14 protein-coding genes and 2 pseudogenes are annotated in these 20898 nt (G+C 58.1%); 10 read left to right on the forward strand and 6 right to left on the reverse strand.

The features are described from left to right. The first annotated feature begins 76 nt into the window (after positions 1 to 76). The 5 genes and pseudogenes from F2982_RS29680 (at position 77) to F2982_RS29700 (ending at position 4986) form a co-directional block, all read left to right on the forward strand. Entirely contained in the window at positions 77 to 1036 is a 960-nt protein-coding gene (locus F2982_RS29680; protein ID WP_203431212.1) for a sugar ABC transporter permease, read from the forward strand. Continuing rightward, a complete protein-coding gene (locus F2982_RS29685; RefSeq protein WP_203431213.1) occupies positions 1033 to 1923 on the forward strand; it encodes a carbohydrate ABC transporter permease in 891 nt (296 codons plus the stop codon). The genes F2982_RS29680 and F2982_RS29685 overlap by 4 nt, the downstream gene beginning before the upstream one ends. Before the next feature lie 10 nt (positions 1924 to 1933). After that, complete coding sequence (locus tag F2982_RS29690) at positions 1934 to 3031, forward strand: ABC transporter ATP-binding protein (RefSeq protein WP_203431214.1); 1098 nt, start codon at positions 1934 to 1936, stop codon at positions 3029 to 3031. Positions 3032 to 3061: 30 nt separating this feature from the next. Beyond that, positions 3062 to 4225, forward strand: coding sequence for a mandelate racemase/muconate lactonizing enzyme family protein (locus F2982_RS29695; RefSeq protein ID WP_203431215.1), 1164 nt, complete (start codon positions 3062 to 3064; stop codon positions 4223 to 4225). A gap of 21 nt (positions 4226 to 4246) precedes the next feature. Continuing rightward, positions 4247 to 4986, forward strand: a pseudogene (locus F2982_RS29700) (ribonuclease activity regulator RraA). A gap of 1515 nt (positions 4987 to 6501) precedes the next feature. Here the strand turns inward: F2982_RS29700 and F2982_RS29705 are convergent. Further along, on the reverse strand, positions 6502 to 6918 hold the full coding sequence (locus F2982_RS29705; RefSeq protein WP_203431216.1) for a hypothetical protein: 417 nt from the start codon (positions 6916 to 6918) through the stop codon (positions 6502 to 6504). 610 nt (positions 6919 to 7528) lie between these two features. Here F2982_RS29705 and F2982_RS29710 point away from each other — a divergent pair. Continuing rightward, complete coding sequence (locus F2982_RS29710; protein WP_203431217.1) at positions 7529 to 8398, forward strand: SDR family oxidoreductase; 870 nt, start codon at positions 7529 to 7531, stop codon at positions 8396 to 8398. 246 nt (positions 8399 to 8644) lie between these two features. On the opposite strand, the gene F2982_RS29715 is transcribed toward F2982_RS29710, so the two are convergent. Next, positions 8645 to 11926, reverse strand: a complete 3282-nt coding sequence (locus F2982_RS29715; RefSeq protein WP_246777678.1) for a DEAD/DEAH box helicase — start codon at positions 11924 to 11926, stop codon at positions 8645 to 8647. Between the two features lie 516 nt (positions 11927 to 12442). Here F2982_RS29715 and F2982_RS29720 point away from each other — a divergent pair. Then, complete coding sequence (locus F2982_RS29720) at positions 12443 to 13618, forward strand: zinc-dependent alcohol dehydrogenase (RefSeq protein ID WP_203431218.1); 1176 nt, start codon at positions 12443 to 12445, stop codon at positions 13616 to 13618. A 9-nt stretch (positions 13619 to 13627) separates the two neighbouring features. Then, entirely contained in the window at positions 13628 to 13804 is a 177-nt protein-coding gene (locus F2982_RS29725; protein ID WP_203431219.1) for a hypothetical protein, read from the forward strand. Between the two features lie 310 nt (positions 13805 to 14114). Here the strand turns inward: F2982_RS29725 and malQ are convergent, their stop codons facing one another. Together malQ and treZ are read right to left on the reverse strand one after the other, a co-directional pair. Then, a complete protein-coding gene (gene malQ, locus F2982_RS29730; RefSeq protein ID WP_203431220.1) occupies positions 14115 to 15998 on the reverse strand; it encodes a 4-alpha-glucanotransferase in 1884 nt (627 codons plus the stop codon). A gap of 6 nt (positions 15999 to 16004) precedes the next feature. Continuing rightward, positions 16005 to 17786, reverse strand: a complete 1782-nt coding sequence (treZ, locus tag F2982_RS29735; protein ID WP_203431221.1) for a malto-oligosyltrehalose trehalohydrolase — start codon at positions 17784 to 17786, stop codon at positions 16005 to 16007. 486 nt (positions 17787 to 18272) lie between these two features. Here treZ and F2982_RS29740 point away from each other — a divergent pair, with 486 nt between their 5' ends. Next, positions 18273 to 18785, forward strand: coding sequence for a ferritin-like domain-containing protein (locus F2982_RS29740; protein ID WP_203431630.1), 513 nt, complete (start codon positions 18273 to 18275; stop codon positions 18783 to 18785). Between the two features lie 109 nt (positions 18786 to 18894). Further along, positions 18895 to 19818: a neutral zinc metallopeptidase gene (locus F2982_RS29745; protein ID WP_203431222.1), complete on the forward strand. Its 924-nt coding sequence runs from the start codon at positions 18895 to 18897 to the stop codon at positions 19816 to 19818. A 101-nt stretch (positions 19819 to 19919) separates the two neighbouring features. Here the strand turns inward: F2982_RS29745 and F2982_RS29750 are convergent. Together F2982_RS29750 and F2982_RS29755 are read right to left on the reverse strand one after the other, a co-directional pair. Next, positions 19920 to 20391: pseudogene (locus tag F2982_RS29750) on the reverse strand (DUF1003 domain-containing protein). 210 nt (positions 20392 to 20601) lie between these two features. Further along, entirely contained in the window at positions 20602 to 20859 is a 258-nt protein-coding gene (locus F2982_RS29755; RefSeq protein ID WP_203431223.1) for a GlsB/YeaQ/YmgE family stress response membrane protein, read from the reverse strand. Positions 20860 to 20898 lie beyond the last annotated feature (39 nt).

Below are 20898 nucleotides of genomic sequence, written 5' to 3' on the forward strand. Positions count from 1 at the left end.
CAAGGTCCTTTGATCTTGGACCGGCTGCAGAGCGATCTGCAGCCGGCCTTCTTCCCACGGATGAGGGCTTTGCATAGTGACGATTTTGACCGGAAAGGCCGAAAACACTGGCCGGTGGCATAACCGTAGATCTGGAGTGATGCGCAGGGTTTGGGATCATCGCTTCGACTACGCGTATGTGCTGCCGTCGATCGCGGTGATGCTTATCGTGATCGCCTACCCCATATACTATACGATAGAACTGTCCTTCTTCAACACGCCGCCCGGTCTGCAGCTGCGCGACAAGATCTTTGTCGGCATCGACAATTATACCGCCATCCTGAAAAGCCCGGTGTTCTGGACGGTGACCAAGAACACGCTTATCTGGACGGTTGGGTCGACTTTCATCTCCTTCGTTCTCGGGTTTGCCTGTGCACTAGCGCTCCATCGCGACTTTGCAGGCAGAGCGATCCTGCGCGCAATCCTGATTATCCCGTGGGTCATCAGCGCAGTCGCCGCGTCTTATATCTGGAAATGGATTTATCATTCAGACTTCGGCGTGATCGGCGCGGTTCTGGTCGGCCTCGGTCTCGCAGACCGGCCACCCAACTTCATCGACAATGTCGATACCGTTCTGCCTTCTCTCATCATCGTCAATATCTGGCGCGAGTTCCCGTTCGCCATGATCATGATGATGGCCGCTCTTCAGACCGTTCCCGACCAATTGCTGCGCGCAGCAAAAGTAGATGGAGCCAATGCGTGGCAGCGGTTCTGGCACGTGACCTTCCCGCATGTCGGCAACGTTTCGATCGTAACGATCCTGCTTCTGGCGGTCGCCAACTTCAATTCGTTCATCATCCCATGGATCATGACCGGCGGTGGCCCGTCGAACGCGTCGCACATCTGGATCACCCACATCTACGAGCTCGCCTTCGGCCGCCAGCGGTGGGGCGTTGCATCTGCATATTCGGTCCTGCTGTTCCTGATCCTGATGTCGTTCGGTTACTTCTATGTCCGCGCGCTCAGCTCCAACGATAAAAAGGAAGCGGCCGAATGAGCACGATTGCACAGACCCGAGACGCGCCCAAGCCGCACCACCGCACGCGCGTCGATGCATGGCGATGGGGCGGGCGCATCTTCCTGCTCTTCATGCTGCTCTACACAGCCTTGCCGATGATTTGGATGTTGCTCACGTCAATCAAATCGGGCTTCGCAGCAATGCAGTTTCCGCCTCAATGGTGGCCGGATCAGCCGACGCTCGCCAGCTACCAGAAGCTGCTCGACCCGCAAAACAGCGTCGGCCAGGATTTCCTGCGTTTCTTCTGGAACAGCCTATTCGTCTCCACGGCGACGACCATAATGTCGGTGATCGTCGCTGTCCCGGCCGCCTACGCCTTCTCTCGCTTCTCATTTCCTGGACGGAACTTTCTGTTTTTTGCCGTCCTGCTTCGGAACATGTTTCCAGCGGTGATTTTTCTCGTACCGCTTTTTATCCTCATGCGGGCAATCGGGCTGGTCAACACCCACGGGTCCCTCGTCCTGACCTACCTCACCTTCGGCTTGCCTCTGGCCATCTGGCTCCTCAAAGGGTTCTACGACAACATTCCAATCCAGCTGGAACAAGCCGCGCGCATTGACGGGGCGACACGCTTTCAGGCCTTCGTTCTGATCGTTGTGCCGCTGTCGACGCCCGGGATCATCGCAACAGCGATCTACTCCTTCATCGGCGCCTGGAACGAGTACATTTACGCCTATACCTTCCTTTCGAAAAACGAACAGCTGACTTTGCCTGTCGGCATCCAGCGCTTCTTTTCGGAAAACACCACCGACTTTCCTGGCCTTATGGCGGCCAGCTTCATGATGAGCGTACCGGTTGTCGTCCTGTTTCTGCTTCTGCAACGATACTTCGTCCGCGCGCTGACAGAGGGCGCCGTCAAGCACTAGGGAGTTGCTCGTGGCCCATGTGGTCTTAAAGGATCTGATCAAAAATTATGGCAGCTTCAATGCTGTTAAAAGCGTTTCGCTGACGGTCAACGACGGCGAATTCGTCGCACTCGTCGGCCCTTCAGGCTGCGGCAAGACGACGACGCTCAACCTGGTGGCGGGGCTGACCTCGGTCACATCTGGCGATATCGTCATCGGCGATCGTGTGGTCAACGAACTCGACCCCAAAGACCGGGACATCGCAATGGTGTTCCAGAATTACGCTCTTTATCCGCAAAAATCCGTCTACAAAAACCTGGCGTTTCCGCTGCAGATGCGAAAACTGCCGAAGGACGAGATCGACAAGAAAGTCAGGGAAGCGGCCCGCGTCCTCGATATGACGCAGTTGCTCGAACGCAAGCCGCGGGAGCTGTCGGGCGGACAACAGCAGCGCGTGGCACTCGGCCGCGCTCTTGTTCGCGACCCTGCCGTGTTCCTGATGGATGAGCCGCTCTCCAACCTGGATGCAAAGCTGCGCGTTCAAATGCGCTCGGAGATCAAGCGGTTTCATCAGGATCTGAAGGCGACAATCATCTATGTGACGCATGACCAGCTTGAGGCTGTGACGATGGCAGACAGAATGGCGGTGATGAATGGTGGCTATCTCCAGCAATACGATACGCCAGCGCAGGTCTTTGCCAATCCCGTAAACATGTTCGTTGCCGGATTTGTCGGCAGCCCGGCGATGAGCCTGGTGCCCCTCGAAGCATCGACAGGCCAAGGAAGAGCTGTTTTGACCAGCGCGGAAGGCTGGCATCTGGAACTCTCCACAGCAAATGCTCGCAAGGTCGACAAGGCAAAGTCGAGGAAAGTCGTTCTCGGTGCGCGACACTCGACCATCAAACTGCACAAAAGTGCGGTTCCGGGAAGCGTGCCCGCCAAGGCCTATACCGTAGAGCCGACGGGAGACGTCACCTTCGTGCAAGCGTTCCTCTCCGGCGCGATCGTCAATATCAGCGTGCCGCCGGCTGTCGCGGTTGCGCCGGACGAACAGATCTGGCTCGAATTCGATCAGGAGCGGATCCATCTCTTCGACGGTGAAACAGAAATGGCCCTGAGAGCTGATTGACAGCAGGCGAATGCGCAACACGAGGCGTCGATGACGGCAAAACTCAAGATCACTGCAATCAAGCCCTATCCAGTATGGGTGGGCATTCGCAATCAGATGCTGGTCAAGGTCGAAACCGATCAAGGGATCTTTGGCTGGGGCGAAAGCGGCTTGAGTGGGCGCGAGCAAGCCGTCACGGGAGCGATCGAGCATTATCGCGAATTTCTGATCGGCCGCGACGCGATGCAGATCGGCCGGATCTGGCAGGAGATCTATCGCAGCCAGTATTTTGAAGGTGGCCGGGTTCTCCAGGCGGCGATGTCGGCGATCGATATCGCTCTTCACGATATCAAGGGCAAGGCCCTTGGCGTGCCGGTCTATGAACTGCTCGGCGGCAGGCAGCGCGAGCGCATTCCAACCTTTGCATCGACCGGTGACGAGGCCGAGGGGGCTGCCGCCATCGAGCGCGCGCGTGAATTGCGGGCACAAGGCTGGCAGGCAATCCGTTTCTTCCCGGCCGGGCAGGACAGCAAGGATATTTTCGAGCCGAGAGAATCAATTGGCCCAACGGCATCGATGCTGAACGAGGCACGCGAGGTATTGGGTGATGACGTCGTCCTCGGTATCGATTATCACCACCGCTTATCGGTGGCGGAGGCGGCGAGCTTCTGCAACAAGCTCGGCCGCGGTGTTCTTGATTTTCTTGAAGAGCCGATACGCGATGAAACACCGTCAGCCTATGAATCCTTGCGCAGAATGACGGATATCCCCTTTGCCATTGGTGAAGAATTTGCCAGCAAGTGGCAGTTCTTGCCGTATATCGAGCGCGACATTCACCAGTTCAACCGGATTGACGTCTGCAACGTCGGGGGGCTCACAGAAGCGATGAAAATCGCCGGCTGGAGCGAGGCGCACTACGTCGATTTGATGCCGCACAATCCACTTGGCCCGGTCTGTACCGCTGCGACAATCCATTTTGCAGCCGCTGTCGCCAATTTCGCTTGGCTAGAGACCCGGGCGCCTGAAGCCAGGCTCGGCTTTGACAATTCGGACTTCTTTCCAGTTCAGCCAAGACTGGACGGAGCAGACTACCCAGTCAGCGAACGGCCCGGGCTCGGCATCGAGGTAAATGAGGATGCCATTGCCGCCGAGAGCTTCCGCTTCTGGGAAGCGCCGCATCTGAGGCGCCGCGACGGTTCAGTCACCAACTGGTAATTACCAAACACTGGAGCCCCCATGACCAAGACAACGGATATTACGCGGCCCCCAAGGAATTGATCGAGGCTCTGGAAGAAATCGGCGCGGCAACGATAGCGGGAACGCTTGGGCACATGGGATTTCGCAATCCGCACATGGTTGGCCCCGTTTCGCAGCGGCGAGGCAGATCGATCGTCGGACCGGCATTGACACTCCAGTTCATGCCCCAGCGGCCTGATCTCTTCAGCGAGGGCGAATACGCTGATCCGGAAACGCAGCTGCACCGCCATGTCCTCTATCACGTGCAGGAAGGCGACGTGGTCGTCGTCGATGCGCGCGGCGATATGAGCTCGGGTGTCTTCGGCGATATGATGTCGACCTATTTTAAGGGCCGCGGCGGCGCCGGCATCGTTATCGATGGATGCATGCGCGACAGACCCAACGTCGAAAAGCTGGACCTGTCGCTGTGGCTTCGCGGCTGGACGCCGAACTACCATGTTCAGACGAGCATCTATCCCAACGCAGTGAACGTACCGATTGCCTGTGGTGGCGTCACGGTGATCCCCGGAGACATCATCGTGGCGGATGATGACGGGGTGGTCGTGCTCCCCGTTGCCATGGCCTCAAAGGTGATCCAGGAATCAAAAACCCACCATGACTGGGAAGAATTCTCCCGTATGAAGCTGATGGCTGGCGGATCCCTGCAGCGATACTATCCGTTGCACGATGATGCTCGGGGCGAATACGAGGAATGGACCAGAACGAACACCCGGCGCTAGCGCGATCTGCGGAGGGTGCAGCAGCGAGAAACGGATCCTTCACCCAGTCCTGAGTCAAGGGGTGAGTTGCGGTCGGCTCTTCGTTTCCTGTTTTGCTGCTCGGAGGCCGCACGACAGCTAGTCTTTTCGCTCGTTTCCCGTCTCTGTCGATGGGTCACAGTTGCGTGGTACCGGCCGCTTTGTGGCTGGGAGATAGGAGCGCTGCCGTCCGATCGCGCATAGTAGGACTAAGGTCGATCGAGGCACAGCAAACGGACGGCTGCGTTTTCAGGTCTGCGTTTCGAACGGAGTATTGAAAAATGAAAACGCTACTGATGGCTGGTAGATCGGATTGGCATCGATAATCGCGACCGCGACACCGGGAATGGCCGACAGTCTGACGCTTACCGTCGGCGATCTTCACATAGGCTACAGGGATGGCGGCCGAGACCGGCGCGACTGGCGCCGCCACCATGCGCGCCACTACTACCGCCCTGGTCGTCGCTGCCGCGTGACCACTGTCCGGCATCGTTATCATCACCGCTGGGTCTATAGTGATAAGCGTATCTGCCGCTGGTAGACGACGGTTTGAGAAGCACCACATTGCTTTTTGCAAGGATGTTGCCGGCCTGGCAACCAACCTTACGTAGCGTCCAAGCCGCTTTGATTAATCCTAAGGGTCAGGCTGACAGCTCGCTTTTAAGCGTTCATCATGGCTATGGTTTGAAGGGCAATCCAAACCAGCTGCCTCGTCCTGTGCATCCACCTGTGCAGGGCGAGGCTTATTCCTCCCGCGTGCCGGCCACCCCAACCCCTGCGCTTCCACCGACAATGACCGACCCGGCAGGCGACCAGCGGTGTTGAAACGATCCCCGTTTTGCCGCCCGGACGAAAGGCTGATCGCCACCGTGGCCTGGGGCCCCTTGACACCTCGCGAGCCTTACGCTGGAAATGCGATGCCAGTGCGCGGCCGGAATGTCTGCGCCGATTTATCCTGCCGTTTGACGCCACTCGATTTTTTGCGATTACGATTGCCCATGAAGACATTGACCGGCCAGCGCATGCGCACATTACTGATGCATCTCGATCACTTAAGCTTTCGGCCGCCGCCATCGACTGTGGGACGGCGAACAACTCGCCTAGCTCTGCAAAATGATTTGATCGAAGTCATAGGAGACCTTTCCTTGGCCTACAGATGCCGGTTGACCGAGAAAGGCCTCGCAGCGCGCTCTGGGCTCGCACGCGATAGTCGCGCATCTTAGCTCCAACCGGAGCGCCTGCTTCGACCATTATGCGGATTGGGTCTACATTATCGGCGATCAATACCATCTTTGGCGCGGCTGGAAATGGGCAACGACCGGCTGGTGCGATAGCAATGACAGGAACGAGGACGCAATACGATCGTGCGGTTGCGTCTCTATATCCACTTGCATCTGCCTGTCGTGGATACTGATGGCAGAGCAAACTGAACGCCGCATTGGGCATGAGCAGGAGGCTCGCCCTTGTCCGCAAGCCTCCTGCGGTGCTTGATTGAGCTTACCGCGTGGCGCCCCACAGATAGGCGAGGCCGGCGACAATGCCGACTGCGGTCAGCGGGTTTTCGCGTACGGTCGCTTCAACATCGGCCCAGAAGCTTCGAGCCTCGGCACGGGCGGCCCTCGCCCCGTCTTTTGCAACCTGAGACGCCGCCTGTCTCACTTGACCAGCGTCACGCCTCAAGGACCGATCAGCCGGATCAGAGCTGGACTCCTCATCGGCCTGCAGCACGCGCGCTGCCTCGCCTGGGTCAGCCCGGCCGGTTGGAATGGACGTTGTCGACGCGGATACGGGGTCTGACGCCGGAAAGGTGTCTTCAAGAGCTTTGTCGAGCTCGCCTTTTTGCGACCGTGAGCGTTGTGCCGCCTGTTCGCGAAGCAACGATTGGACGGCGGGTGAATCCTTGGGGTCTGCCATTGTGTTTTTCTCCCTGGTTGAAAAGAGCCAACTTAAAAAGCGGCTTTTCTGATTAGAAGCTGATCTTGGTCATGAACGCCGTGGGACAGAAGATGTTCATCCCTTCTCGTCATGGTTGTTGGGCAAATGAATTCCCTTTGCACAGAATTTCAATTCCGCCCGCAGCGACGCGGCGGTTCTTGCGTTGGTCTGCTTAGATCCATCGACTGACGGCTAACGACGGTCAGCGAAGTTCGTTCGACCCATCAAGAGAAATATCGCGGACTGCCGGCATGTCTATACGCATGCGGCGCCCTGCCGCCGAGACCGAGAGGCACTGGCTAGAGGGGCGCTAATCCTTTCATCGACCGGTTCGGCCGTCAGAAATCAGAGGGCCCAAAAATCACAATGACTGGTCCAAATCTCGTGGTAGCAACTCTAATCGGACGGGTCCGTGCTCTAGGGTCGTCAGGATTGGGAACGATGGCTTACGTGACCGAGCAGGCGTCCGGCTTGGCCCCCGGGCATTCTCACGTCACATCTTGCCTCATTTCTCGAACGACCGTGACGGCAATGGAACTGTGGTTGCCTGCAGATGTTTGGTAAGCGTCAAACAATAATGGAGCCCACGATGACAGATGATGCACGCCGGCCAACCCCGCCCTATCCGGAGCAGCAGCAAAGCCCGCCAGGCAAAACGAGGGCCATGGACCCGATTCCCGACCATGGCGAACAATCCTACAAAGGCGATGGCAAACTGAACGGCAAGGTGGCACTGATCACAGGTGCCGATTCAGGAATAGGCAAGGCTGTCGCGATCGCATTTGCCCGCGAGGGCGCCGACATTCTCGTCTCCTATCTGGACGTTGAAGAGGACGACGCGAAAGACACGGCAGAGTGGATTGCAAAGGCCGGCCGCAAGGCTGTGTTAGTCCCCGGCGACATCAAGTCCGAAGATCATTGCCGCTCCCTGGTTCAGCGCGCCGTCGACGAACTTGGAAGCATCGACATTCTCGTCAACAATGCCGCCTTCCAACGCACATATGCTGATATCGGGGACATCACCGCGGAGGAGTGGGACGAGACGTTTCGCACCAATATCTACGCCCCATTCTTCCTTTCCAAAGCTGCCGCTCAACACATGAAGGCCGGAAGTGCGATCATCAACACGACCTCGATCCAGTCGCGTCAACCCTCACCGCAGCTTTTGGCCTATGCGTCGACCAAGGGGGCAGTCCTGAACTTCACGGCTGGACTTGCCGAGATGCTTGCCGACAAGGGCATCCGTGTCAACGCGGTGGCGCCCGGTCCGATCTGGACCCCGCTCATTCCCTCGACAATGCCAGCCGAAAAGGCTGCCAAATTCGGCGAACAGACGCTGATCGGCCGCGCCGGGCAGCCAGCGGAATTGGCTGGCGCCTATGTCCTGCTGGCCTCCGACCTCGGCAGCTACATGACCGGCGCCGTCATCCCCGTGACGGGTGGCGAGGTAATGATCTAGATAGCAAGGCCAACTGACAGCGTCGGCTCAAGACGCTGTCAGCCGAAAGCCGCGCCGACCACGGGCCTCCTTCAGGAGTAGGCCCAACGCGAGCCAGATCGACAAAAGCCAGCTGATAACAATCGGTCCGCCTTCGCGGTCCACAAGCGATCTTTCTAAGCTTCAGGCGGAAAGCGGACGTTGATCGATGCAGGCGATGCGGCGATGCGGCGATGCGGCGATGCGCCACGGTGACCGAGCCGCCGCCTAATGCAACGAGAGAAGCTTTTCGAAGAAAAACACACGTTCGGCGCCCGTCTGCGTTGCTCGCTCGAACACCACACGGTCGTCATGTCGAGACGATCCAGCATTTTTAAGCAAGGTGGTCAGCACCTTCGCCGGCGTTTTCGGGGTCACCGTGACTGCCAATGCCTTGGGGCCAGCCTCCAGTCTCGCCAAACCAAAGCGCGCCGCCGCAATTTGCAACCTGGTCAGCCGGAGCAAAATCAACAGGTCCTGAGGCGGATCACCGAACCGATCTTCGAATTCCTCTTCGAGATCGTCCACCTGCTCGATGGAGACCGCGTGCAGTAGGCGCACATGGAAATTGAACCGCACTGCCGGGTCCGACACGTAGTCGCGCGGGATGGAGCCGGAAACCCCGAGGTTGACGATCGAGCGCCGGTGATCCAACGCTTTTTGGCCACGCAGCTCCAACACGGCTTGCTCGAGGAGCCGTTGGTAAAGCCCGATGCCGATCGCCTTGATGTGCCCGCTCTGCTCCTCGCCGGCAACGTCACCTGCGCCGCGAAGGTCGAGATCTCGCATGCTGATGGAAAGTCCGGATCCGAGGCGATCGTTCTCGACAAGGGTAGATAGTCTCAACCGCGTTTCCTCCGAAACGTCGGCGCCCTCTTCGGTCACAAGGTAGGCAAAACCCTGCGCTCTCGCCCGTCCAACCCGACCGCGCAGCTGGTGGAGCTGCGCAAGCCCGAATTTATCGGCTCGCCAGATAAACATGGTATTGGCCAACGGAACGTCGAGGCCATTTTCGATGATATTGGTCGCCAGCAGGACGTCCCCGTCGCCGCTGGCAAAACCAACGATTGCTTCGTCAATGTCTCCGGCCGACATCTTCCCATGCGCGATCCCGATGGTAAGTTCCGGAACAATTGTCGCAAGGATTGCTTCGACTTCCCCGATGTCCTCGATCCTTGGGACGACAACGAAGCTCTGGCCACCTCGGCGAAATTCCCGCATCAGTGCCGTACGCATCGACGCCTTGTCAAATTGGCCAAGCGATGTTCTGACAGGCCGGCGTTTCGATGGCGCGGTGACCAGGAGATTGACCTCCTGGATGCCGATCATGGCAGACTGCAGAGTGCGTGGGATGGGGGTGGCGGACATCGCAAGTGTATGAAGCGCCGGCGCAAGTGCGCTCATCGCCCGCTTTTCTTTCAAGCCAAAACGGTGCTCCTCGTCAACGATTAGCAGACCAAGACGGGAGAAGGCCACGTCTTTCGCGAGAATGGCCTGTGTCGCGACAACAATGCTGATCTCGCCACTAACGAGCCCGGCCTTCACCGCCTTTGCGCCAGAAGGCTTGACCAGCCGCGACAGCATCGCGACCGAAACTCCTGTGTCACCAAAGCGGCGTTGGAACGTCGAGAAGTGCTGACGAGCCAGAACAGTCGTCGGCGCGATGACCACGACCTGGCCGCCGGCAAGAGCCACGGCCGCAGCTGCGCGTAACGCAATTTCGGTCTTGCCGAAGCCGACATCACCACAGATCAGCCGGTTCATCACCTGGCCTGAAGATAGGTCCGAAAGCACGGCCTTGATTGCGGCCAGCTGGTCCGGCGTCTCCGAATAGGGAAACCGGCGGGCAAACCGGCTATACTCCCCGCGTGGCGCAACGAACCTTTTGGCTTTTGCCGCGTGCCGCTCACGGGCAAGCTTCATAAGATGACGGGCGGTCGACCCGATGTCTTTAACGATCCTTGCCTGGGTCTTTCGCCAGGCATCTGTGTGTAGTCGCTCGAGGGTGACGGACCCGGCTTGCGAGCCATATCGCCAGATCTTGCCGAATTCTTCGGTCGGCACCAACAGGGAAGCGTCATCCCGGAACTGGAGCCGGGCAGCATCCCTTTCATGCCCTTCTATTGCGACGCGCTCCAGATCAGACAGGATCGAAATACCGTGATCTTCATGAACGACCACGTCGCCGATTTCAATCTCAGGCTCGATCAGCGCAGAGCCGGTTGACGGCAGGGAGGCCAAATCTTCGCTTGCGGGGATAAGGGCGAGGTCCCGGTCTTCATCCACGAAACCTTCCTCAACGTCGCTTTCCACCCTGATGAGGCTACCAGCGCGCGCCTTCAGGACCGCATCCCACGCCGTTGCCTTGTCGCAAACGCGCCCGGACGTCTTTTCAACCCGCTGACACAGCGCATCCAGCGAACGGCCGCGGCCCGCTATGACGACCTTTCGTCCCCTTTGCAGGTTAGCAAGAGCGACATCCTCGCGAAACCTTCGAGGGTTTCCGGCCTCTTTAGCGGGCGGCAAGGCATCGCCTCCCCTCACGTCAAGCTCGACAGTCGCAAGCGTCGCAATCTGTGCATTCCATTCGGCGCGATCAAGGTAGAGGGAGCAAGGATGTGAACCGTCGTGAGCCCGGAACCTGTCATCTGCCTGGAGGGCGTCATCGACGATGCCGAGATATTCACCAAGGCGTGCTTCTGCTCCGGGCGCGAATGCCACGCGACACTGTCCGAGAACATCGAAAACGGTCGGCATGGAATCGTAGAGTTGCAGGAGGGCGAGCTCCATGCTGCGAGACGGCCTCTCCTCATTTATCCCGTCATCGGCAGGGATTGCCTCCGATGCCGGACCAAAGACCATCTCGTCTTGAAGTTCGGTCGTCCTTTGGGTCGCGGGGTCGTAGGATTTGAGTTCGACGACCTCGTCGTCCTCGCTCAGAACGATCCGCATCGGCGCTGCCGTTCCCGCGGGAAATATGTCGATGACCTCTTCTCTGATTGCGAGCTCCCCAGGCTCATCGGCCACGGTTTCGATCGCATACCCCGTGGAGCGGACAAACGCTTCGAACATCTGCCTGTCGAGGGGCCTCCCCGTCCTGACTGCAAAACGACTGTTCCTTATGATGTCCAGGGGTGGGATCCGCTGAAGGACAGCATTGAGCGAGGTGATCAGCAACCTTGGTGTCCGGCTGGGTTCGCTCCAGACACTCAAGGCGTCCATCCGCCTTCCCATGCAATTGCGAGATGGGGGAACACGGTTATAGGGCAAGCAGTCCCATGGTGGCAGCTCGACGACGTCCAGGTCCGGAAACAGGCACCGGATCGAACGTGAGACGCGCTCCGCGGAGAGTTCACTCAAGGCAACGTAGCAGATCGACATGCGCGAGCTTTCAAGCAGGGCGGCAAGACGCGTCGCAACGAAGGCCGCCGGCGCCTTGCCCGGCGGACTTCTCTCGTCCGCGGACGGGAGTGGTGGCGGATCTGTGGCTTCGTATTCGGTAATGCGCAATGAAAATCTCGCTGTAAGGGGTCCGTTGCAAGAACAACGGATGCGGGTTGTTGTTCCGTGATCTGCTTCGTCAAAATCGCGTCGTTTCCAGGCTTGCCCGTCGCGCCTGCGGATTTCGTATCCCGTGTAAGCTTTCGTTCACGGCCCGATTAGTCGAACGTGTCAGGTATTGCACCAGCCCGGCGTTTCCCTGACCGTTTTCGAACGCGGAACTTTCCGTACGCGCCGTTGTTAGGCACCAGACGATAAAGTCGGACAATTGATGGGCATTGACGAGACTTCCACCACCGTGGCGTTTATCCTGGGCAACCTCCAGACGGACTATCGCCTGGCTTCGAGCGATAGCGGAACGATGCTGTATTCGGCTTCGCCATGCTCATAGCACCGTCAATCGTCAATTTTCCGCCCGCAGCGCGCTGGATCGTCCACGCGGTCGGCGTCCTTTCCATCGTGATCTCTCTGACCACGAGAACCCGCGCGGTCGGCACCGCATCTTGAGACAACAAGGAGACAGTGATGAAAGCACTCTGCTGGCATGGGAAAGGCGACATTCGCTGCGACAGCGTCCCAGATCCCAAAATAGAAAATGACCGAGACGCGATCATCAAGATGTCGGCCTGCGCGATTTGTGGGTCCGACCTCCATTTGATGGACGGCTACATCCCCTTCATGGAGAAGGGCGATATTCTCGGCCACGAATTTATGGGCGAGGTGGTTGAAGTCGGTCGCGGCAACAAGAAGCTCAAGGTCGGCGACAGAGTGGTCGTACCCTTTACAATTTGCTGTGGCGAGTGCTCGCAATGCCTAAAGGGCAACTGGTCAGTCTGTGAGCGAACGAACCGCAATGCCGAGAACGCCACGAAGGCATTCGGCTATCCGACAGCGGGGCTGTTTGGATATTCGCATCTAACGGGCGCCTACGCCGGCGGACAAGCCGAATATGTGCGCGTGCCCTACGCAGATGTCTCCCCTATAATCATACCGAACGGCATCTCTGACGAGCAGGCACTCTTCCTCGGCGACATTTTTCCGACCGGGTGGATGGCAGCGGCCAATTGCGAGATCGAGCCAACAGACATCGTTGCGATCTGGGGCTGTGGCCCGGTCGGCCAGTTCTGTATCAAGAGCGCACTTATGCAAGGCGCCGCCCGCGTCATTGCGATCGACAACGTACCAGAGCGTCTGGCTCTCGCCGCCGCAGCTGGCGCCAAAACGATCAATTTTGATGAAATCGAGGGTACCATCCCCGATCGCATCAAGGACATGACTGCTGGCCATGGCGCCGACAAATGCATCGATGCTGTTGGTGCTGAATCGCATGCAACGGCATCCTTTGATGCCATCGTCGATAAGGTAAAAGCCGCCACATTGCTTGGAACCGACCGCCCGCATGTTCTCCGGACCGCAATAATGGCATGCCGTCCTGGCGGTATCGTCTCAGTTCCCGGCGTTTATGGCGGGTTCCTCGACAAGATCCCGTTCGGAGCGGCAATGAACAAGGGCCTGACGATCAGAACCGGCCAGACGCATGTCAACCGTTACTCGCTCGATCTCCTGCGCCGGATCGAGGAAGGCGAAATTGATCCGAGTTTTGTAATAACCCACCGCGCGGACCTCGAACGCGGGCCCGAACTCTACGAGACGTTCCGTGACAAGAAGGACAATTGCATAAAGGTCGTTCTGACTGCGTGAGAACCGATAATGGAAGCCAACGACCTCAAGGCGGCTTGCCGCAAGTTCGAACATGAGCACGGCGTGGAGGCGTTCCTCGACGCCATCGCCGGGATCATGCCGACCGGATGGCCGCTCATAGGCTGGAGGCGAATTTTTTCGATGATGCCGATCAGAGGGCCGACGCGCCCTCCAGCCGAGTGTTGATCTCGCCCGCGGCCTGGATCGCTGGCCTTCAGCCGGTCTGTTTGCTCTGAGCGCCGCTGTCGGGCCCGGCCAGCCCGAGGACGGGTTGCTCGCCGAGCGTTTCATTCTGAAAGATCGAAACTGCCCCTTCCCGTCCATCGAAGGAGCATTCGTTCCAGCGTGCAGGCGGAGGAACCGAGCCATGCGAGGCGGTCGCGAAGTGTCCGATAGGTGACATTTGCTGGCTGGAGCGTTGCGCAAGGTGGAGGGATTCTGTGAAATCCTACCGCACATTGCGCGAAGACCTGTCGTCTCCCATCGTGCTCGCCAACTAATGTTTTGGTCGCTCGTCCCGCATGGCGTCAGCGATTTCCTGAAGCAGCGGTAATCCGGAAAGCCGCTCAAGTGCCACAGATAGCTTTGGCTTCCAGTTCGGATAGGTGCCGCTCGTGCCCGGAATGTTGGTCGGTCGCTTTTCGGCCGTCATGTCGGCCAACCGAACCGCAGCAAGTACTGAGGCGGTCTTTGCTATGAAGCGATGTGCGCTGACGACCAGGTCTTTCAGCTTGTCGTCGTCGGCTCTCGGCGAAGGCAGGTGTTTGGGCGGGTTGGTACCCTCCTCTTTCAGCGCGACCTTCAGATCTTCTCGCTCATGCTGGCGTTGTTCTGAATGCGCTTTCGTCATCTCGGGTGGGACGATCCCATGTTCGGATCTGGCATTGATGTCCGCGCCACGCCACCAGCCTGCCAATGTCTGATGGTCGTGTGTGGAAATACAGGCGAGCGACAGACGCGGATATGCACCTGCCGGCGTGAAACCCTTCTGTCCCCGTTCATAAGACAGGATGCGATAAGAGAGGATATTGGCTTCAGCAAGATCCTCCTGCAGGCCTTCCGGCAGCATGCCGAGGTCCTCTCCGATCACCAGGCAACGGTAATTTGATGAGGCTTCGGCCAGAATCTGTAGCAGCTCGTTTTGCGGGTAATCCACATAAGCACCTTCGTCGGGCGTACTGTCGAGCGGGACGAGAAATAGCCGGCGCAGGGCTGCCGCATGATCGATCCTGATAGCGCCTGCGTACCGCATCGCAGCCGTTACCATTCGCCGAAATGGCGCGTTGTTGCCCGAAGCGATTTCTGCAGGATGATAGGCTGCCAAGTGCCAGTCCTGGCCCTGGGGAGCAAACGGATCGGGCGGACTTCCGACCGTTGCATCGGAGATGTAGTTGCCTTGTTCGCTCCAGGTTGCCGAGCCGTCAGTTGCTTCTCCGACAGCCAGGTCGAGGTAGAGACCGATACGCAGACCGGCGTTTTGCGCAGCGTCGGTGGCTTGTCTCAATTGGCGATGGCAAACCCATTGCAGCCAGATATTGAAGTCGATCTGGTCTGCATGCTCGTCGGCAAACGTTGCGACCTCTGCGTTCTCCGGCCGCTGATATTCCGCTGGCCAAGATGACCAACCCGCGCCGAGACCTTGATCAGCCATCACCGAGGACAAAGCGTCAAACAGCGCGTGACGGCGCAGGACCTCCCCACCCTCATCGACAAAGCGATCGAACGCTTGGCGATCTTCCGCTTGACGATCTGAAGAGGATCGCCAAGCCTGCCAGATGCGGCGCAAAACAGCCATCTTGGCCTCGGCCACCCCGCCGTAATCAACGAGATCGCTCGACCGCAACTGCCCTATCCGCAGATCGAGCTGCGGATCGCTTTTGAAGCCGGGGACATGGTCGACCGCGATGTACAACGGATTGAGCATCTGCCGGCTTGATGGCTCGTAGGGGCTGCACCGGTCAGGATCGGCAAGGAAAGGCGCATGCAGAGGGTTAAGCCCGATGAAGTCGGCGCCAAGCGTCCCGGCAAAGCGGATGATGTCGATCAGGTCCTGGAAGTCGCCAATGCCCCAATTGCGTTCAGATCGCAGCTCGTAAAGCTGCAAGCTGATGCCCCATACTCGATCGGTCAGAAGAAAATCCGGCAGAAAAGCGCGCGGGATGGCTTTGCTGGAAGCTTTATGGGTGGCATGCCGCCCAAGGCACTCGGCATCGCTGTCGACGCAGACGCCGAGCGCCGCAAGGATTTTTCGCTTCGTGTCGTCGCTAATCGCAACGTCCCCATTGTCTGGGCCTGGCCTTTTGAGGCTGATCCCGTGTTCTGTTGCCAGCTGGTTGAGACGCGCATTCGAAGGAGCGTCACTTTCTTTACGGGAGACCATGCAGATTTAACCTCCAGCTTGGGCAATGCCGACGGTAACAGCCCAGGGTGCCAGTGTGTCTTCGGTCGACGATCCGATCGAAAAGATCTGTTTCGCCGCCGACGATGTCGAAAACCGCGCCGGGTGGTCCGAGAGGTTGGCAACTGCACACAGCGTCAAGCCATCGTTAAAGACCCATTCGACAACAGTCACGCGGCCCTCCTGCCGAAACGAAGAGCCAATTGGGCCAACGGTTTCCAGCAGCGGAACGATCCGGTCATGCCGCAGAGCAAGAAGTGATCGATAGAACGCCAGCATTTCGGCGCCGGCCGCACCGGTGAGCTCAGACCAGTCAAGTTTTGACGCGTCAAACGTCGACTTGGCTGTCGGATCGAGTAAATCATCGGCATCGAAGCCAGGAAGACGGGATAATTCCTCTCGGCGGCCCTGTCTCACCTTTTCGTTCAAGTCTTCGTCGAAGTCGCAGAAGTAAGGGAACGGCTGGCGCGCGCCCCACTCTTCACCCATAAACAGCATAGGGATCTGCGCTGACAGCAAATAGAGAGCTGTGACTGCTTTGAGCGGCTCCAGCGGCCGATAGGTGATCATACGGTCGCCAAGCGCCCGATTTCCAATTTGGTCATGATTTTGGATGAATGATATAAACGCGGTCGGAGGCAGGTTCGAAGTCGGCTTGCCCCGGCTCTCGCCACGATAGGGCATATGTTCGCCCTGGAATACGAAGCCTTCAGCAAGAGCGAGCCCGATCTTTAAGGGGTCATTGGCATAATCCTGGTAATAGCCGAAAGTTTCACCGGTCGCGGCAATATGAAGGACGTGATGTACATCATCATTCCACTGGGCGGTGAATTGGACGGCCCGGCCATTCTGATCCCGCTCTAGAAGATCGCTGTCGTTATCTTCGTTCTCGACGATCAGATGAACATGCCGACCGGCAGCGATGGCTCGGACACGACGGGCAAGCTCATGGAGAAGATGCTCCTCGCTGTCGTCCTTGATAGCGTGTACGGCATCCAGCCGCAGCCCGTCGAGCCTGAATTCCTTGATCCAGTAAACCGCGTTCTGGATGAGGAATTCGCGAACTGCTCTTGATCCGTCACCGTCATAATTGACCCCGTTGCCCCACGGGGTCTTGTGGCTCTCGGTAAACAGCGGTGCGTAGTTCGGAAGATAGTTCCCATCCGGCCCGAAGTGGTTGTAGACAACGTCGAGGAAGACGCCAATGCCGCGTTCGTGTGCAGCATCGACCAGTGCCATCAGGTCTTCGGGGCGGCCATAGGTGCTGTCCGGCGCGTAAGGGAGAACACCATCATAGCCCCAGTTGTACCGGCCGGGAAAATCGCTGATCGGCATGATCTGGATGGCGGTTACACCAAAAGCTGCCAAGTGATCGAGCTTGGTGATCGCGGCCGCGAAAGTTCCCTCCGATGTGAAAGAGCCGACATGCAGCTCGTAGATCACCATCTCTCCCCAAGGACGGCCTGTCCAGGCATCGGTCTTCCAGCGATGTCGTGACAGATCGATGATCTCACTCGGCCCATGCACGTCCTGAGGCTGGTATCGCGAGCCCGGATTCGGCACCTCCAATCCATCCGGCAAGACGAAGGTGTAGAGGGCACCGGGCCTGACACCATTCACGCGACAGCGATGCCACCCGTCTGCCTGCCGCTCCATCAGCTGCGGCTGAAGACCTTCCAGGTCGACCAGAACTCTGTCTTTCAAAGGCGCCCATAGCCGAAACTCGACACCATCCTCATAGATCAGCGGGCCGAACGCGTATTCGATCACGACATCATCCTATCTTGTGAATTCATAGCTCCGGCAGGGTGACCTGATCTCATCCGACAACATGCGGGTGGCGAACCTGACATCGCCCAAGACGGCACCAAGCTCCGTATGCCAGCGGCCTTGGCGGATAAGTTTATCGATGGAAGCATTCAGGTCTCCAGGACTGCGAGCGGACTTACAACTAGAAGCACGGATCGAAGTTCCACGACGGGACTGTCCGTACGGTCAAGAACGTTAAGAAGCTGAATGCGCGGCTCTGGTTGCAACGGCGGCGGATGGGGGAAAGACATACCGTTTTTCATCGTCATGGCGGGGCGCGACGGGCGACATCTTGAGCTCAAGCGCTGAAAAGATGCGTGGGATGCGGCCGTCAAAGTTACGGAACAAATGCTTCGAACACGCATTGTTTTTTCGATCTCTGCAACCGGCGGCGCCGCCACGGGCGGAGCAGCACGCGCCAGAAAGCTGGCCGACAAGGAGGATATTATGGCAACGAATTCGACCAAGACACTCGACGATCTCTTTCTCGACACCCTCAAGGATATCTATTTCGCGGAAAAACAGATCCTGAAAGCTCTGCCGAAGATGGCGCGCGCTGCGCAATCCGAGGAAGGCAAGGCTGGCTTCCTTCAGCATCGTGATGAAACACAGGGCCAGATCGACCGCCTGGAGCAGGTGTTCGAGATCCTTGGCAAGCCCGCGCGCGGCAAGACCTGCGAAGCCATCCAGGGCATTATTTCCGAGGGCGAAGAGATCATGGAAGAATTCAAGGGATCGCCTGCTCTCGACGCTGGTCTCATTTCGTCGGCTCAGGCTGTTGAACACTATGAGATCGCACGCTATGGCACCTTGATCGCATGGGCCAAGCAGCTTGGCCTAAAGGACGCCGTTGCCCTGCTGGAGGCTAATCTTCAGGAGGAGGAAGCAACTGATCAGAAGTTGACGCACCTCGCCGAGGCGCAGGCCAATCCTAAGGGCAAAGGTTCCAAAGCTGCTTAATTTGGGCAGTTTCGCCGAGAAGGCCGCCTCGTGAGGCGGCCTTTTCCTTTTTACGCAACCTTGACAGCAGCGTTAGTAACGGACCGTCCCAATTCAAAGGAACTGAGAGATGGAATGGCAAGGCAGACGTCAGTCTCAAAACGTCGAGGATCGCCAAGGCGAAAGCGGCGGGCTCAACGATAGTGCATTCGGTCGGGGCGGCGGGTTCACCTTGCCGATCGGACGCCGCGGTGGCGGGCTGAGCATCGGCACGATCATTTTTCTCGTCGTGATCTACTTGGTTTTCAAAGCAATGGGCGTCGACCTTCTTCAGGTGCTGGGGGAAGCCAACTCTGACGGATCGGGATACGAGCAAAGCGAGCGTCAGAACGCGGGGGCGGGGCAGACCCCTGCCAGCGACCAGATGACAGCATTTATGAAGACAGTCCTTGCAGAGACTGAAGATACCTGGCAGGGCATTTTTCAGTCACAAGGCCTTTCGTATGAGGATCCGAAGCTTGTACTCTTCCGAGATCAGACGGAATCCGCCTGCGGCGCGGCGTCGGCTGCGACCGGGCCGTTTTACTGCCCTGAAGACCGGAAAGTCTATCTTGATACCGCCTTCTTCGAGGAACTCAGCAATCGCTTCGGCGCCATCGGTGATTTCGCTGAAGCATACGTGGTGGCTCACGAGATTGGGCACCATGTACAGAACCAGCTCGGCATTCTCCCGAAGTTCAACCAAGCCCGAGAACAGATGAGCGAAAGCGATGCGAACAAGATGTCGATCCGCGTCGAGCTTCAGGCGGACTGCTTTGCGGGTATCTGGGGGAAATACACACAGCAGAAAGGCATCCTCGATGCAGGCGACACAGAAGAGGCTTTGAACGCCGCACAGCAGATCGGTGACGACACACTGCAAAAGCGCACGCAGGGCTATGTCGTGCCGGACAGCTTCAACCACGGCACCTCCGCTCAACGTGTAAAATGGTTCAAGCGAGGGTTCGACAGCGGTCAACTTTCATCTTGCGACACCTTTTCTGGACCAGTCTGATGCAAAATTGCCTGAGATCGTCGTCAAGTGATCGTCCGCAAAAGCCGGTTCCTGCCATCGCAAGCTAAGGGGGGTCAGTGCTCCTGCTTGTCGGCCGTGACTTAAAGGTCTGAGGATGAACCTTCTGTGATCTTTTCCATTGTGTCGAAAACCTCATCGGGCGTGACGTCTTGCTGGAGCTCTTCGATCTCGTGCTTCCTCTAGGTCGAGGCCAAGCTTGTCGGCGATCGCGGCGACCATTGTCAGAAGCTGTGTCGTCTCATGTTCGGCAAGCAGCGAAATTTGCAAATTGAGGTCCGCCCTTTTGTCGTCTGCCTCTGCCATGCGATTCTGGCTGATCATGACAAAGGTCGAGATGAAGATCGCCTCCACCGACGCCACCATTGCCAGAATGACCAGAGAAGGGTCAAAAGCGGGAAGAAGCGGAAACACCTGTACATTGATCAGGGTCCACCCGCCGAACAGGACCGCGTGGGGGTAGACGAAGATCATGGACCCGGCGAAGCGAGTAATCGCTGCTGCCGCGCGGTCCTGGAAGGACGCCGCGCGGGCCTCCTGGCGCCGTCTCAGCAAAAAAGGGCTTTAACGAGCACCGGTCGCGCATGCAACCCGGTCTTCGATGCGCCGCGATCAGCCTCGGATGAGGTTGCCATGGAAGCTCTTTGCTCGCACTCGAGCTCGCGCAAGAGGGCGCTTGACCAACAATGGGAAGCGCCCTCGTTCGGTTCGATGATCGTAGTCAGGTACAGTCTGGAACCTCAGTGAAAATCTGCGTGAGGCCGATCAAGCGGTCCGCCTGACCATTCGCGCCAGAGCGATCAAAATACAGGCACCGATAAAGCCAGCGATCAGGTAGCCCAGCCAGCCGCCGAGGACGACGCCGAAAAGCGAGAGAATGAAGTTGGCGACAATAGCTCCGACGATACCCAGAATGATGTTCATGATGACGCCCATGTTGCTCTTCATGAACATCTCTGCGAGCCATCCGGCAATGCCGCCGATGATGATTGCCGCGATCCAGCCAATGCCTGCGTCTTCCATGGAGACTTCCCCTTCGATGAGATTGATATGAGCTTCCAA

This window comes from Rhizobium sp. BG4 (assembly GCF_016864575.1).
Classification (GTDB): Bacteria; Pseudomonadota; Alphaproteobacteria; order Rhizobiales; family Rhizobiaceae; genus Rhizobium.

Bases quoted from the DNA above. Each gene is read 5' to 3' on its own strand.
- F2982_RS29685 (WP_203431213.1), top strand. From the start codon at position 1,033: ATGAGCACGATTGCACAGACCCGAGACGCGCCCAAGCCGCACCACCGC.
- F2982_RS29695 (WP_203431215.1), top strand. From the start codon at position 3,062: ATGACGGCAAAACTCAAGATCACTGCAATCAAGCCCTATCCAGTATGG.
- F2982_RS29705 (WP_203431216.1), bottom strand. From the start codon at position 6,918: ATGGCAGACCCCAAGGATTCACCCGCCGTCCAATCGTTGCTTCGCGAA.
- F2982_RS29710 (WP_203431217.1), top strand. From the start codon at position 7,529: ATGACAGATGATGCACGCCGGCCAACCCCGCCCTATCCGGAGCAGCAG.
- F2982_RS29720 (WP_203431218.1), top strand. From the start codon at position 12,443: ATGAAAGCACTCTGCTGGCATGGGAAAGGCGACATTCGCTGCGACAGC.
- F2982_RS29725 (WP_203431219.1), top strand. From the start codon at position 13,628: ATGGAAGCCAACGACCTCAAGGCGGCTTGCCGCAAGTTCGAACATGAG.
- malQ (WP_203431220.1), bottom strand. From the start codon at position 15,998: ATGGTCTCCCGTAAAGAAAGTGACGCTCCTTCGAATGCGCGTCTCAAC.
- F2982_RS29740 (WP_203431630.1), top strand. From the start codon at position 18,273: ATGGCAACGAATTCGACCAAGACACTCGACGATCTCTTTCTCGACACC.
- F2982_RS29745 (WP_203431222.1), top strand. From the start codon at position 18,895: ATGGAATGGCAAGGCAGACGTCAGTCTCAAAACGTCGAGGATCGCCAA.
- F2982_RS29755 (WP_203431223.1), bottom strand. From the start codon at position 20,859: ATGGAAGACGCAGGCATTGGCTGGATCGCGGCAATCATCATCGGCGGC.